Genomic DNA, 12,710 nt, shown 5'->3' with positions numbered 1-12,710 from the left:
TGATGAAGAAAAGCAAGTTGAAGCGTATTTTGCTGTTGCTGTTGCTGGTGGTAGTGATAGCGCTGTTGTTTTGGGGTTACCAGAAGGTGGAACGTTTTGCTGATACGCCGCTGGCGATCCAGCAGGAAACGATCTTTAAATTGCCGGCCGGCACGGGGCGTGTCGGGTTGGAAGGTTTACTGGTGCGTGACAGGTTAATCCACAGTGGCAAATGGTTCCCGTGGCTGCTGCGGCTGGAGCCGAAGCTGGCGGAGTTCAAGGCCGGCACTTACCGCTTTACGCCCGGCATGACGGTGCGCCAGATGCTGCAACTGCTGGCCAGCGGTAAAGAAGCGCAGTTCAGCGCGCGTTTCATTGAGGGTTCGCGCTTGCGCGACTGGCTGCAGATACTGCGGCAGGCCAAATACCTCAACCATACGCTGGCGGGGAAAAACGAGCAGGAGATTGCGCAGGCGCTGGGGCTGCCGAAAGACGCCGTGCTGGAAGGGCACCTGTATCCGGATACTTATCTTTATACCGCAGGAATGAGCGATGTAGCGCTGCTCAAGCGCGCCCACGCGCACATGAGCAAAGTGTTGCAGGAAGTCTGGCAGGGCCGGGATGCTTCGCTGCCGTACAAAACGCCGCAGGAACTGCTGGTTATGGCGTCGATTGTCGAAAAAGAAACGGCGATCCCGGCTGAACGTACCAAAGTGGCTTCGGTTTTTGTTAATCGCCTGCGTGTGGGCATGCGGCTGCAGACTGACCCCACGGTGATTTATGGCATGGGCGAAGGGTACAATGGCACTATCAGCCGTAAAGATTTGGAAACGGCAACGCCCTATAACACCTATGTGATTAGCGGCTTGCCGCCGACGCCAATCGCGATGCCGAGCCAGGCTTCGCTGGAAGCCGCGGCTCATCCGGCAAAAACGTCCTACCTGTATTTTGTTGCAGACGGCAAGGGCGGGCACACGTTTACCACTAACCTGGCCAGCCATAATCTGGCCGTGCGGGCCTATCGCCAGGCGTTAAAGGAAAAGAATGAAAAGTAAATTCATCGTCATTGAGGGGCTGGAAGGCGCCGGCAAAACGACTGCGCGCGATACCGTCGTGCAGGCGCTGAATGAACAGGGTATCCATGACATCGTGTTTACCCGCGAGCCGGGCGGCACGCCGCTGGCAGAGAAGCTGCGCGATCTGTTCAAGCGCGGCTATGAAGGTGAACTGCCTACGATCAAAGCCGAAGTGCTGATGCTGTATGCCGCGCGCGTGCAACTGGTGGAAACGGTGATTAAGCCAGCCCTGGCGCGCGGCGCCTGGGTGGTGGGCGATCGCCATGATTTATCCTCACAGGCCTATCAGGGGGGCGGCCGCGGAGTAGATCCGCAACTGATGGCGGTGTTACGTGATGCGGTGCTGGGGGATTTTAAACCGGATCTTACCCTCTATTTGGATTTGCCGCCGCTGGTGGGGCTACAGCGTGCCTGCGCGCGCGGCGATCTGGACCGTATTGAACAAGAGGCGCTGCCATTCTTCGAACGCACGCGCGAACGATACCTGGCGCTGGCGGCGCAGGACGACACCATCGTGACTATTGATGCAGCGCAGCCGTTGGCGCAGGTTAAGGCCGCCATCAACCAGTGCCTCTCCCAGTGGTTACAACGGGGCGCGCTGTAATGGATTGGTATCCGTGGTTAAACGGCCCTTACCGGCAACTGATCGGGCAGTATGCGGCTGGCCACGGCCACCATGCGTTGCTGTTGCATGCCGCACCCGGCAACGGCGACAGCGCGTTATTTTATGCCCTTAGCCGCTGGCTGCTCTGCCAGCACCATCAGGGCGGAAAAAGCTGTGGTGAATGCCACAGCTGCCGCCTGATGCTGGCGGGCAATCACCCGGATTACCACACGCTGACGCCGGAAAAGGGCAAAAGCAGCCTGGGTGTCGAGCCGATCCGCCAGGTGATCGAAACGTTGTATACCCATGCGCAGCAAGGGGGGGCCAAGGTCGTTCTGCTGCCGCAGGCGGAACAACTGACGGAGGCGGCGGCTAATGCGCTGTTGAAAACGCTGGAAGAGCCGCCTGCCAATACCTATTTCTTGTTGGGGTGCCGGGAACCCTCACGGCTGTTGGCGACGTTGCGCAGCCGCTGTTTTTACTGGCACTTGTCCAGCCCGGACGAGCAACACAGCCTGCAATGGTTGGATCGCCAACTGCAGCCGGGCAACCCGGTTGAGCGGCTTACGGCGCTGCGCCTATGCGGCGGCGCGCCGATTGCCGCAGAACAGTTATTGCAGCCTGCGCGCTGGCAACAACGCGCCGCATTATGCACGGCGTTAACACAGGCACTGGCAACCCATGACATGCTGGCGCTGTTACCTGTATTGAATCATGATGACGCCGGCGAGCGGATACACTGGTTATGCGCCTTGCTGATTGATGCCATGAAGTGGCAGCAGGGGGCTTCGGCCTATGTGATGAATCAGGATCAACAGGTGCTGGCGCACCAATTGGCCAGTCACTACGCTAGCCCCACGCTACAGGCCATTGTGCAGCAGTGGTTCCAGTGCCGTCAGCAACTGTTGACCGTGGTGAGTGTTAACCGTGAATTGCTGTTGACCGAGCAGCTACTTAACTGGGAACAGCAGGGCGCTTAGGCCGGCGGTTCCTCACTCCCTTTGTTGTAAAAGAGCTGAAAATTATGTTGTTAGTAGATTCACATTGTCACCTGGATGGCCTGGATTATGACACGTTGCACCAAAACGTGGATGACGTGCTGGCTAAAGCGCAGGCGCGTGACGTCGGCTATCTGCTGGCGGTGGCGACAACATTGCCTGGCTACCAGGCGATGACACAGCTGATCGGCAAACGTGACAACGTCGCTTTTTCTTGCGGTGTGCACCCGCTCAATCTGGAAGGCGGTTACGACTATGCGGAACTGCGCCGCCTGGCGGCGGCAGATCAGGTGGTGGCGCTGGGTGAAACCGGGCTGGATTATTTTTATCAGAAAGATAACTGGGCGTTGCAGCAGGAATCTTTCCGCGAGCATATCCGCGTGGGGCGGGCGTTGAATAAGCCGGTGATTGTGCACACCCGCGATGCGCGCGAAGACACCTTGAACATCCTGCGTGAGGAAAACGCCCAGGATTGCCGCGGGGTGCTGCACTGCTTTACTGAAGATCTTCCCACTGCGCAGGTGTTGCTGGATATGGGATTTTATATCTCGTTCTCTGGCATTGTGACGTTCCGCAACGCCGAGCAGTTGCGTGACGTGGCGCGTTACGTTCCGCTGGATCGCTTGCTGGTGGAAACCGATTCCCCCTATCTGGCGCCGGTTCCACACCGCGGCAAGGAGAACCAGCCTGCCTATGTGCGCGACGTTGCCGAATATCTCGCCGTGTTGAAAGGCGTGAGCCTGGAGCAACTGGCCGAGGCCACCACCGCCAACTTTTCACACTTATTTCACATTAAGCTGTAATCCTGTTCGCTGGCTTTGCCCGCGCCATTTTGCGATGTTGCGCGGCAGGGCCGTTGGCCGTTTTCGCCACTGGGCCGCTGTTGCGCGTTTGGCGCCGGCGCGGCATGGACAGGTAACGGGTGGGGACGGTGGGCGGAATTTTTTTTAAGCTCGTAATTAATGATCGAAACAGGTAATGTTTGCACCCGTTTTAGCGCGCGTGAAAGGCGCTTTTCCCGTTCAGTTTCTGATAACGAGCTGAAATTGTGAAAAATGAACGTGCTGATTCATTGAAACGTGACAGTCATCAAACATTATGCAGGCTATTTATTTTACGCTGCGTAAAAATTAAAGGGGTGCTCAGACACCCTGCGTCGTTGGGGAGGTTAGTCATCTCTGGTTGCGCGAAAAATCGCGAGAAATCGCAAAGCATTATTACTCAGGAGCACACTCAACTATGTTTAAGAACGCATTTGCAAACCTGCAAAAAGTAGGTAAATCGCTAATGCTGCCGGTATCCGTACTGCCCATCGCAGGTATTCTGCTGGGTGTCGGTTCCGCCAACTTTAGCTGGCTACCAGCGGTAGTCTCCCATGTGATGGCGGAAGCCGGTGGTTCGGTGTTCGCCAATATGCCGCTTATTTTTGCTATCGGCGTGGCGCTCGGCTTTACCAATAACGACGGTGTGTCTGCACTGGCCGCCGTTGTGGCTTACGGTATCATGGTGAAAACCATGGCCGTTGTTGCACCGCTGGTTCTGCATATGCCGGCCGAAGAAATCACGGCCAAGCACCTGGCGGATACCGGTGTGCTCGGGGGGATTATCTCGGGTGCCATTGCGGCCTATATGTTTAACCGCTTCTTCCGCATCCAATTGCCGGAATACCTCGGGTTCTTTGCCGGTAAGCGTTTCGTGCCGATTATCTCCGGCCTGGCCGCGATTATCATGGGCCTGATCCTGTCCTTCATCTGGCCACCCGTCGGTACCGCGATCCAAACCTTCTCCCAGTGGGCTGCATACCAGAACCCGGTTGTTGCCTTTGGCCTGTATGGTTTGATCGAGCGTTCTCTGGTGCCGTTTGGTCTGCACCACATCTGGAACGTACCGTTCCAAATGCAGATTGGTGAGTTCACCAACGCGGCTGGCCAAGTGTTCCACGGCGATATCCCACGTTATATGGCAGGCGATCCAACGGCAGGTAAACTGTCTGGCGGCTTCCTGTTCAAAATGTACGGCCTGCCTGCTGCGGCAATTGCCATCTGGCATTCAGCCAAGCCGGAAAACCGTGCAAAAGTCGGCGGTATCATGATCTCCGCGGCGTTGACCTCGTTCCTGACCGGTATTACCGAACCGATCGAGTTCTCCTTCATGTTCGTCGCACCGATCCTGTATGGCATCCATGCGATTCTGGCCGGTCTGGCATTCCCAATCTGTATCCTATTGGGTATGCGTGACGGCACCAGCTTCTCTCATGGCCTGATCGACTTTATCGTTCTGAGTGGCAACAGCAGCAAAATCTGGCTGTTCCCAATCGTTGGCGTTATCTACGGCCTGGTGTACTACACCATCTTCCGCGTGCTGATCGCTAAACTGGATCTGAAAACCCCTGGCCGCGAAGACAGCTCTTCCGATCAGGTAGTACAGGGCAGCACCGAGATGTCCGCTGCGCTGGTTGAAGCGTTTGGTGGTAAAGAAAACATCACCAACCTGGATGCCTGTATCACTCGCCTGCGCGTTAGCGTGGCCGATGTGTCCAAGGTTGACCAGGCTGGCCTGAAGAAACTGGGCGCGGCCGGTGTGGTTGTTGCTGGCTCTGGCGTTCAGGCTATCTTCGGTACCAAATCTGATAACTTGAAAACCGATATGGATGATTACATCCGCAATAACTGATTTCGGTTATCATTTTTAAAGGGAGGCGAAAGCCTCCTTTTTTTATAGCGGCGCTTGATTCAGTGCGGTTCGGACAGCATACGATCACAAACCGAGTTCCCTGAGTATGTTTACTTCCTCGCCAGTGGTGTGAAATATGCTTGTTTCATCCGCTTTTTATACACAAAATCATTCAAGATGCATCGAGGCGGCAAGTGAGGAAATCCCCGTGAGCAAAAAAACCTGGTAATCCCCCCGAAAAAGCGCAGTGTTCATAAGTAAAATTTTCTCGTAATCTAAGCGCAGGAGATTCGCTATGAAAACATCACGTTTTACCGACAGCCAGATCATCGCCATCCTCAAGCAGAGCGAGGCAGAACTCCCGTGCCTAAACTGTGCCGGGAACATGGCATCAGTAGCGCCAGTTTTCACAAGTGGGGACTAAATTCGGCGGTATGGATACGTCGCTTATGACTCGCTTGAAAGAACTGGAAGACGAGGATCGTCGTCTCAAAAAGATGTATGCGGAAGAACGAATTAAGGCTGAGAGAATTCAGGAAGCCATGCAAAAAAAGTGGTAAAGCCATCTGAACGTCGGCAGATGACAAAAGGCGCCGTGGAAACAGAAAAATCAGTATTCGTGTTGCCTGTCAGATATTTTCAGTCAGTGAAAGTTGTTACCGCTATAAGCCGAAATTTGATGAGGAAAATCATCAGATTGCAGAGTGGTTATTGTGTATTACCGACAGCCAGCGAAATATGAAGTTTTACATGGATAAATATCAGGAAAAGGATAGTTATTATGCAAATAATTTACCCGAGTGATTATTATTATCTGAATAAAGCTGATGAAAACTATGAGGATGAATTCAATTGCGCAAGGCAATATGGGTTGAAATGTGTTCTATTATCGTCAAAGCATTTATTAGATAGTAAAATTAAGCTTTCAGGAAGTCTTGAGGCTCATGAACCTGTGATTTGGCGAGGTTGGATGCTTAAACAGAAAGAATATCGAGCATTGTATAACGCTGTTAGCAGTAATAGCGCAGGCATGCTGATCTCTCCTGATGATTACGCTTCTTGCCACTATATTACGGGGTGGTACGATTTGTGTCGTGATTATACACCAGAAACTATATTCCTGAAAGAAAGTGATGATCTTGAAGAAATAACAACCCAATTAAATTGGGATTCGTATTTTGTTAAAGACCATGTTAAATCGCTTACTACATCACGTGGTTCGATAGCAAAAAATGCTGAAGAAATACGAGAAGTATTGAGATACATTAGGCAATATCGTGGTGAAATAGAGGGTGGGGTCGCACTTAGAAAGGTTGAGGATTTGAGATCTGAAACTGAGCGAAGATATTTTTCATTCTATGGAACAGTCTACTCTTCTGATAATATCATCCCTGCTATTGTTCACGAAATAGCGAAACATATACGGTCTCCTTTTTTCTCAATAGATATGGTTGAGACGAGTTCATCCAATCTTCGCTTGATTGAAATCGGAGATGGGCAAGTTTCAGATATTAAAGAATGGGACATCAAAAAATTTATTAAAATGATTGCAAGCACCTGATTGTGTGGAAAATATATGTTTTAATATAAGTTTGTTTTATGATTTTTAAGGGGTTCGGCTCAAAGAAATGAACAAACTTAACAATATAAAAACTTATTTTTCTAGAGTGGTTGGTAAAAAACATCAAATATGAAACAGCTGAGGTTTATTTGGATGGGTGGAAATCTTGGAATGATTTACCCATTAGAATCTATTTTGAAGGCGGTGAGGCTATTTCTATTGCATGGTCTAAATTTGATGAATTATGGATTACTTAATCATTGGAACTAAAAAAATAGAAGTATTCATCCATTTCTTGATCTATACGAATAATGGAATTTTGGATGTATTTAATAATCTAGATGAAAATGGCTACTCATTGTTATCAGATTTTGATGATAAAACAATTGATATTATTTGAATGGTATCCTTTTTATAATTAAATTGTATGATACGTAGTAATAAATATAATGGATGTTATATCAAGAAAGAAAATTAAAATGTTGGTATGCGGTTTTGTTTGCATCCTTATAATAAATTTTTAATTTATTATAAGGATGCCCTGAGTGAAGGGGGAAGAATAAACCCAGAGCAAGCGAGAACTTGGTATGGGCTGGCATGTAAGAATGGGCATAAGGAAGGCTGTCAACGATATAAACATTCATTAGGGCAATAACCTTCGCTAATATTATGGTGAAAATCAGTCACATACATTATGTTATTCAATAATGTTGTTATTATGAATGTGTGGCTGTATTATCTGGACTATTATATATTTAAGGATTGAAACAATGCCAATACCCGAACGGATGAGACCAGTTAAAGTTAACAACAAAAAAATTAAAGAACTGGCAAAGAAAGCTGAGCAGATACTTGCGAGTATTGATGGCGGTGCAAGTGAAGAAGATCCTTTATTAAAGGAAATGATGGATAATTGGAATAGCCAAGTAGCATGTCCATATGCGTTTTCAGATTTCAGGGACTTTTCCTCATGGACTGATGCACATGAATTTACCCGTATAGCTTTTAACTTGGAAAAGTTCTACGAGGATTTCACTTGGGACGAATTACTTCAGACGATCAATTTTGTGCGCGATCCGAAATCAAGAGAATCAGAGCAAAATTTTGTTCTTTCGTTACTCGAAAAAAATTTTCATGGCAATCCATCCGATCTTATTTTCTGGCCAAATTATTGGTTTAATAAACCTGATATGTTACATGTAGATCTGAGTACCGAAGAGATTGCAGGGTATTTGATGGCTCGATCTGGCAGACAACTGGCTGACGCGCCTCAAATCGACCTGAAATACCCAATTCCAGTGACTGATTCAAAAGAATGTTTATAAACAATTGTCAATTGCAAGAACAGGTCAGTTCTAATACATCTGATGTAAAAAATCTGATCTGATTTTTTAGAATAAATAGTTTATATTCACTGGCAATAAAAGGAGTGAAATACGATAAGGTATTCAATCGGATTTTAATAGTCATGTTACTAATCATATTGTCTGTTTTTTAGGTTCTTTGACATGCACATATATAGTGCAAGGAGAGGGGTGTTAAATACAATACAAAACATATAAACAAACAAGAAGAGATTTTTTGATGAGCCAATATCACTAAATCCTTTTTTCCACACTTTATGGGGTATTATTTTTAGCAATAATTTTTCTACAGCATAATATGCAAATGGATATGTTATAGCACCAATCGTCAGGTATGTTGCAACATAAGGCATATAAGAAATATAAGAATGATATATGTTGCCACGAAATAAATCGGTCAAAATGTTGTAAACCAAATATCCACAACCGACTAAGCCCCACAAACAATGTCTTAGATAATATATAAAAGTCACATAATCACCTTAATAATGTAAAACCATAAATATTATAACATATAACGAGAACGTTGTAAGTAAAGGGCTTTGAGTCAAGTGATGAGGATTACTTTTCTATGGGCGATGATGTTACAGAGTTAATATACTTTTAAAAAGAAAAGTCATGTCCGCTTTAAAATAATATATCACACGCACATAGCCATGCTGGTTTTGTATAGTTTATTTAGTGCGGTTCTTTGTTCTGAAATCAGATTTTTTTGACAAGCCTGAGCATGATATTTAATTCTAATATTAGAAACCAACTGCAAAGATCATTAGCTTATTGCATTAAAATTAACAAAATGCTACTATTTTTTAACTTCTAAATAAAGGTGAAAATAGATAAGCATGGGAAATCATAGGAAAAGGTATATAAAAAATAAACTTTATCGTTCCGTAAATACGGCTACATATAATGTACAGCACCTACATGGTGGTGAGTATCGTTGGAAGCGACATAAGAATAAATTAATTCAAGGAGATCAACCACATTTTCAGTCTATGTCAAGTAAACAAAAACGTGGTCTTGATTACACCCCATTATTTATGTTTTTACTAAGTAAAATCGATGAAAAATGGGACCTCGTTTATAGTGAAGCGATTCGACGGCTGGATAAGCCTGAGCCGATCTTCTGGCTGGTTGCTCTACATGCAGAAGACCGAAGAGATTTTGTCCTCTGTGGTCAATCCAGCTATTACAATGGGCTGTATGTTGATGAGGATGGTTTCTTGAGAAAAGTTTCTCCGGATTTAAAGGCATCTGACATACCAGTATTATGTGACTGCTGCACTTATACGTTCAATGGACAGCCCTGTTAAAATTTTATCTTTATAGTCTCTGATGTTTAAAATTAGTTATTTCAATAAGAGAATTATATTTTAAATGTGATGTTCCTAATATGTAGCGTTGACCAAACTAATAAACTTTTATTTCACGAGCTGATTATTGAAAGTATTTTTAGCTATTTAATGGTTCGTTAGGGAGATACTTGGCTGACATACTGCAATATCTAATCCCCATGACTGAAACGATTTATTTAAAATCTAAGACCGTATTATAAGGTTTAAACCAATACAGTTAATAACATTACTACATGATTTTATTATAAATATAGCTTACATATGCGTTTTATAGCGAGGTATAATCTCATTCTTGCTCTCAAACTCTGATCAAATATAAAAGAGCTTTTCAAGACTATATTGAACAGTACGTTGAAACTCCAGCGCTGCTTCTTTTCATTGTTTTATGTCCATAGCAACGATTTCATCATCACTTCTTTCTATAATTGGGTACTCCCTCCGAAAAAGCGGAGTGTTTATAAGTAGAATTTTCTCGTAATCTGAGCGCAGGAGATTCGCTATGAAAAAATCACGTTTTACCGGCAGCCAGATCATCGCCATCTTCGAGCAGACCGGGGCAGGAACACCCGTGCCTGAACTGTGCCGGGAGTCGTGGCATTAGTAGCGCCAGTTTTTACAAGTGGCGGACTAAATTCGGCGGGATGGATACGTCGCTTATGACTCGCCTGAAAGAACTGGAAGACGAGGGTCGTCGTCTCAAAAAGATGTATGCGGAAGAACGAATTAAGGCTGAGTGGGTTCTCACCCTCCCGGTATGCACAATATAAACGAAAAAAGCCTGAATTTGCGTTCAGGCTTTTTCTTTGAATATGGCGGTGAGGGAGGGATTCGAACCCTCGATACGCTTTCGCGTATACACACTTTCCAGGCGTGCTCCTTCAGCCACTCGGACACCTCACCGTTTTTCGTTGCGTACTCATCAGTGCAACGGGGCGCTACTATATGGAGTCAGGCGGAATGGGTCAAGAACAATTTCTCTGTTTTTCATCATCTGGTTAAGCAATGTTCGCTTTGCTGGAAAGCGCAACGGAACTTGCTCCGGCGAGGGATCAGGAAAGCAAAAAAACGCGGCCATACATCATAAAAAGCCAGGCGTCAGCCAGGCCCATCATGCTGTAAAAAACGCTCAAACACCGCCAGCGTTTCGTCAGAGATATGATGTTCAATTCCTTCGCTGTCCAGCTCGGCGGTCGCGCCCGGCACGCCCAGCTTCATCAGCAGCTCAATCACCACCCGGTGGCGGTGGCGTACCTTTTGCGCCAGCAGCGTCCCCTCGGTGGTAAGAAAAATGCCGCGGTAGGGGCGCGATTCAACCAGGCCGGCGTTTTTCAACCGAGCGATATTTTTAATGGCGGTCGGGTGAGAGACGCCAAACCGCTTGGCGATGTCGGTGGTGCGCGCTTCGCGCTGGGTAGAGAGCAAGTCGTCGATCAATTCGACATAGTCTTCAATCAGCACATTGGCCTGCGCTTCACGCGCACGGGTAAAGCGGAGCGCCTGTGCGGCCTCATCCGGCATTTCTGCCGCATCAATGGGCGATTCTGTTTCATCCGGTATGCTGGCTACCATGTCAACGCATCCTGTATGCAAAACTTAGCGGCCCCAGAGTAAAGGGATTAGCGTTACGGTAGACCAAAGTACACGGCTTATCAATTCGATATCCCGCGAAAGCGGGCGTCAGAAATATTTATATACAAAGCCAGCTTAGTTTCTTCGTTGCATGAAGTGTAGCCAGTGCTACATTTTGCTGTGTGGTGCACGTAGTCACCATCAACGTGACAGGACGATTAACCCATGCGGCAAGTAACACCCGAACCCTCATTAACTGAACGCACCAATATTGCGATCGGCAACGCGCTTGCCGGCCGTAGTAAGGGGCTGCTGACGCCGTTCCTGTTTGCCGGGCCAGCGGTGGTGGCGTCGATCGCCTATATGGATCCGGGTAACTTCGCAACCAATATTCAGGCCGGCTCCCGTTATGGCTATAGCCTGCTGTGGGTGGTGGTGATGGCGAACCTGATCGCGATGCTGTTTCAGGCGCTGTCCGCCAAGCTTGGCATCGTCACCCAGCGCAATCTGGCGGAAATGTGCCGCGATCAGTTTTCCCGCCCGGTGGTGATCGGCATGTGGGGGCTGAGTGAGGTCGCTGCGATGGCGACGGATCTGGCCGAATTCCTTGGTGGCGCGATAGCGTTGGCGTTGCTGTTCCATATGCCGTTGCTGGTGGGCATGGGCGTGACGGCGGTAATTACCTATGCGTTGTTGCTGGTCGAGAAAAAAGGCTTCCGCCCGATTGAACTGGTGATTGGCGCTCTGGTAGGGGTGATCGCGCTGTGCTATCTGATCGAGATGTTTATTGTCCCGGTCGACTGGGCGGCGGCCGGCATCGGAATGGTAAAGGTACAGATACCGGATGCGCAGGCGCTGACCATTGCCGTCGGGATTATCGGTGCCACGGTGATGCCCCATGCCATCTTTTTGCACTCGGGCCTGACACAACACCGGACCATGGCCAGCAACGACAACGAACGGCGTAAACTGCTGCGTTTTTCCAATATTGAAGTCGTGGTAGCCCTGGCGATTGCCGGCATGGTGAACATTGCGATGGTGATCATGGCCTCCAGCGCATTTCATGAAGGGCACAGCGAGGTGGCCGAAATTGGCACTGCCTACCACACGCTGACGCCGCTGTTGGGCATTGGCGCCGCAGGCGTGTTCCTGATGTCGTTGATCGCTTCGGGGATTTCAAGCTCGGTTGTCGGCACCATGGCCGGGCAAATGATCATGCAGGGCTTCGTGGGTTTTCATATTCCAATATGGCTGCGCCGCCTGGTGACTATGCTGCCGGCCTTTGTGGTGGTAGCGATGGGCGTTAATGTCACCGATGCGCTGGTATACAGCCAGGTGGTATTGAGCCTGGCCCTGCCTGCGCCGATGATTGCCTTGGTGATGTTCACCCGCCGGCGCGACATCATGGGGCCATTCGCTAATGGCCGCCTGACCAGCCTGATCTCGGTGATCGGCACCGTGGTGATCATTTTGCTCAATGCGATCCTGCTGCTGCAAACCTTCGGCGTGGGGATCCCAGGGCTGCGTTAGG

General features: G+C 48.4%; 10 protein-coding genes, 1 tRNA gene and 2 pseudogenes. 11 read left to right on the top strand and 2 right to left on the bottom strand.

The window, feature by feature from the left end:
* Positions 1 to 2: 2 nt before the first annotated feature.
* The 10 genes and pseudogenes from mltG to ACN28Q_RS01100 form a co-directional block, all read left to right on the top strand.
* The gene (gene mltG, locus ACN28Q_RS01145) at positions 3 to 1,034 is read left to right on the top strand and encodes an endolytic transglycosylase MltG (RefSeq protein ID WP_095844651.1); all 1,032 of its coding nucleotides are present in this window, start codon (positions 3 to 5) and stop codon (positions 1,032 to 1,034) included.
* A complete protein-coding gene (gene tmk, locus ACN28Q_RS01140) occupies positions 1,024 to 1,659 on the top strand; it encodes a dTMP kinase (RefSeq protein ID WP_095844650.1) in 636 nt (211 codons plus the stop codon). Before mltG ends, tmk begins: the two co-directional genes overlap by 11 nt.
* Positions 1,659 to 2,639 (top strand): DNA polymerase III subunit delta', encoded by a 981-nt coding sequence (holB, locus tag ACN28Q_RS01135; RefSeq protein ID WP_095844649.1) that lies wholly within the window; start codon positions 1,659 to 1,661, stop codon positions 2,637 to 2,639. The genes tmk and holB overlap by 1 nt, the downstream gene beginning before the upstream one ends.
* A 44-nt stretch (positions 2,640 to 2,683) precedes the next feature.
* On the top strand, positions 2,684 to 3,460 hold the full coding sequence (locus ACN28Q_RS01130; protein ID WP_095844648.1) for a metal-dependent hydrolase: 777 nt from the start codon (positions 2,684 to 2,686) through the stop codon (positions 3,458 to 3,460).
* Positions 3,461 to 3,896: 436 nt separating this feature from the next.
* The gene (ptsG, locus tag ACN28Q_RS01125; RefSeq protein ID WP_095844647.1) at positions 3,897 to 5,330 is read left to right on the top strand and encodes a PTS glucose transporter subunit IIBC; all 1,434 of its coding nucleotides are present in this window, start codon (positions 3,897 to 3,899) and stop codon (positions 5,328 to 5,330) included.
* A gap of 295 nt (positions 5,331 to 5,625) precedes the next feature.
* Positions 5,626 to 6,077, top strand: a pseudogene (locus ACN28Q_RS01120) (transposase); the annotation flags it as partial.
* Between the two features lie 34 nt (positions 6,078 to 6,111).
* Complete coding sequence (locus ACN28Q_RS01115) at positions 6,112 to 6,891, top strand: ATP-grasp domain-containing protein (RefSeq protein ID WP_095844646.1); 780 nt, start codon at positions 6,112 to 6,114, stop codon at positions 6,889 to 6,891.
* A 770-nt stretch (positions 6,892 to 7,661) separates the two neighbouring features.
* A complete protein-coding gene (locus ACN28Q_RS01110) occupies positions 7,662 to 8,216 on the top strand; it encodes a hypothetical protein (protein WP_095844645.1) in 555 nt (184 codons plus the stop codon).
* An 881-nt stretch (positions 8,217 to 9,097) separates the two neighbouring features.
* The gene (locus ACN28Q_RS01105) at positions 9,098 to 9,568 is read left to right on the top strand and encodes a hypothetical protein (protein ID WP_095844643.1); all 471 of its coding nucleotides are present in this window, start codon (positions 9,098 to 9,100) and stop codon (positions 9,566 to 9,568) included.
* A 541-nt stretch (positions 9,569 to 10,109) separates the two neighbouring features.
* Positions 10,110 to 10,344 (top strand): annotated as a pseudogene (locus ACN28Q_RS01100) (transposase); the annotation flags it as partial.
* Positions 10,345 to 10,420: 76 nt separating this feature from the next.
* Here the strand turns inward: ACN28Q_RS01100 and ACN28Q_RS01095 are convergent.
* Both ACN28Q_RS01095 and mntR read right to left on the bottom strand, forming a co-directional pair.
* Positions 10,421 to 10,510, bottom strand: a tRNA-Ser gene (locus tag ACN28Q_RS01095).
* Positions 10,511 to 10,705: 195 nt separating this feature from the next.
* Positions 10,706 to 11,179 (bottom strand): manganese-binding transcriptional regulator MntR, encoded by a 474-nt coding sequence (mntR, locus tag ACN28Q_RS01090; protein WP_095844642.1) that lies wholly within the window; start codon positions 11,177 to 11,179, stop codon positions 10,706 to 10,708.
* A gap of 225 nt (positions 11,180 to 11,404) precedes the next feature.
* Here mntR and ACN28Q_RS01085 point away from each other — a divergent pair, with 225 nt between their 5' ends.
* Positions 11,405 to 12,709, top strand: a complete 1,305-nt coding sequence (locus tag ACN28Q_RS01085; RefSeq protein WP_095844641.1) for an Nramp family divalent metal transporter — start codon at positions 11,405 to 11,407, stop codon at positions 12,707 to 12,709.
* Position 12,710: the final 1 nt, after the last annotated feature.

The organism is Gibbsiella quercinecans, assembly GCF_002291425.1.
Lineage (GTDB): Bacteria > Pseudomonadota > Gammaproteobacteria > Enterobacterales > Enterobacteriaceae > Gibbsiella > Gibbsiella quercinecans.
This window is presented reverse-complemented; position numbering and strand designations above follow the sequence as displayed.

Excerpts from the sequence above, each read along its gene's own strand:
- ptsG (WP_095844647.1), top strand. The coding sequence starts at position 3,897 with ATGTTTAAGAACGCATTTGCAAACCTGCAAAAAGTAGGTAAATCGCTA.
- ACN28Q_RS01115 (WP_095844646.1), top strand. The coding sequence starts at position 6,112 with ATGCAAATAATTTACCCGAGTGATTATTATTATCTGAATAAAGCTGAT.
- ACN28Q_RS01110 (WP_095844645.1), top strand. The coding sequence starts at position 7,662 with ATGCCAATACCCGAACGGATGAGACCAGTTAAAGTTAACAACAAAAAA.
- mntR (WP_095844642.1), bottom strand. The coding sequence starts at position 11,179 with ATGGTAGCCAGCATACCGGATGAAACAGAATCGCCCATTGATGCGGCA.
- ACN28Q_RS01105 (WP_095844643.1), top strand. The coding sequence starts at position 9,098 with ATGGGAAATCATAGGAAAAGGTATATAAAAAATAAACTTTATCGTTCC.
- holB (WP_095844649.1), top strand. The coding sequence starts at position 1,659 with ATGGATTGGTATCCGTGGTTAAACGGCCCTTACCGGCAACTGATCGGG.
- ACN28Q_RS01130 (WP_095844648.1), top strand. The coding sequence starts at position 2,684 with ATGTTGTTAGTAGATTCACATTGTCACCTGGATGGCCTGGATTATGAC.
- ACN28Q_RS01085 (WP_095844641.1), top strand. The coding sequence starts at position 11,405 with ATGCGGCAAGTAACACCCGAACCCTCATTAACTGAACGCACCAATATT.
- mltG (WP_095844651.1), top strand. The coding sequence starts at position 3 with ATGAAGAAAAGCAAGTTGAAGCGTATTTTGCTGTTGCTGTTGCTGGTG.
- tmk (WP_095844650.1), top strand. The coding sequence starts at position 1,024 with ATGAAAAGTAAATTCATCGTCATTGAGGGGCTGGAAGGCGCCGGCAAA.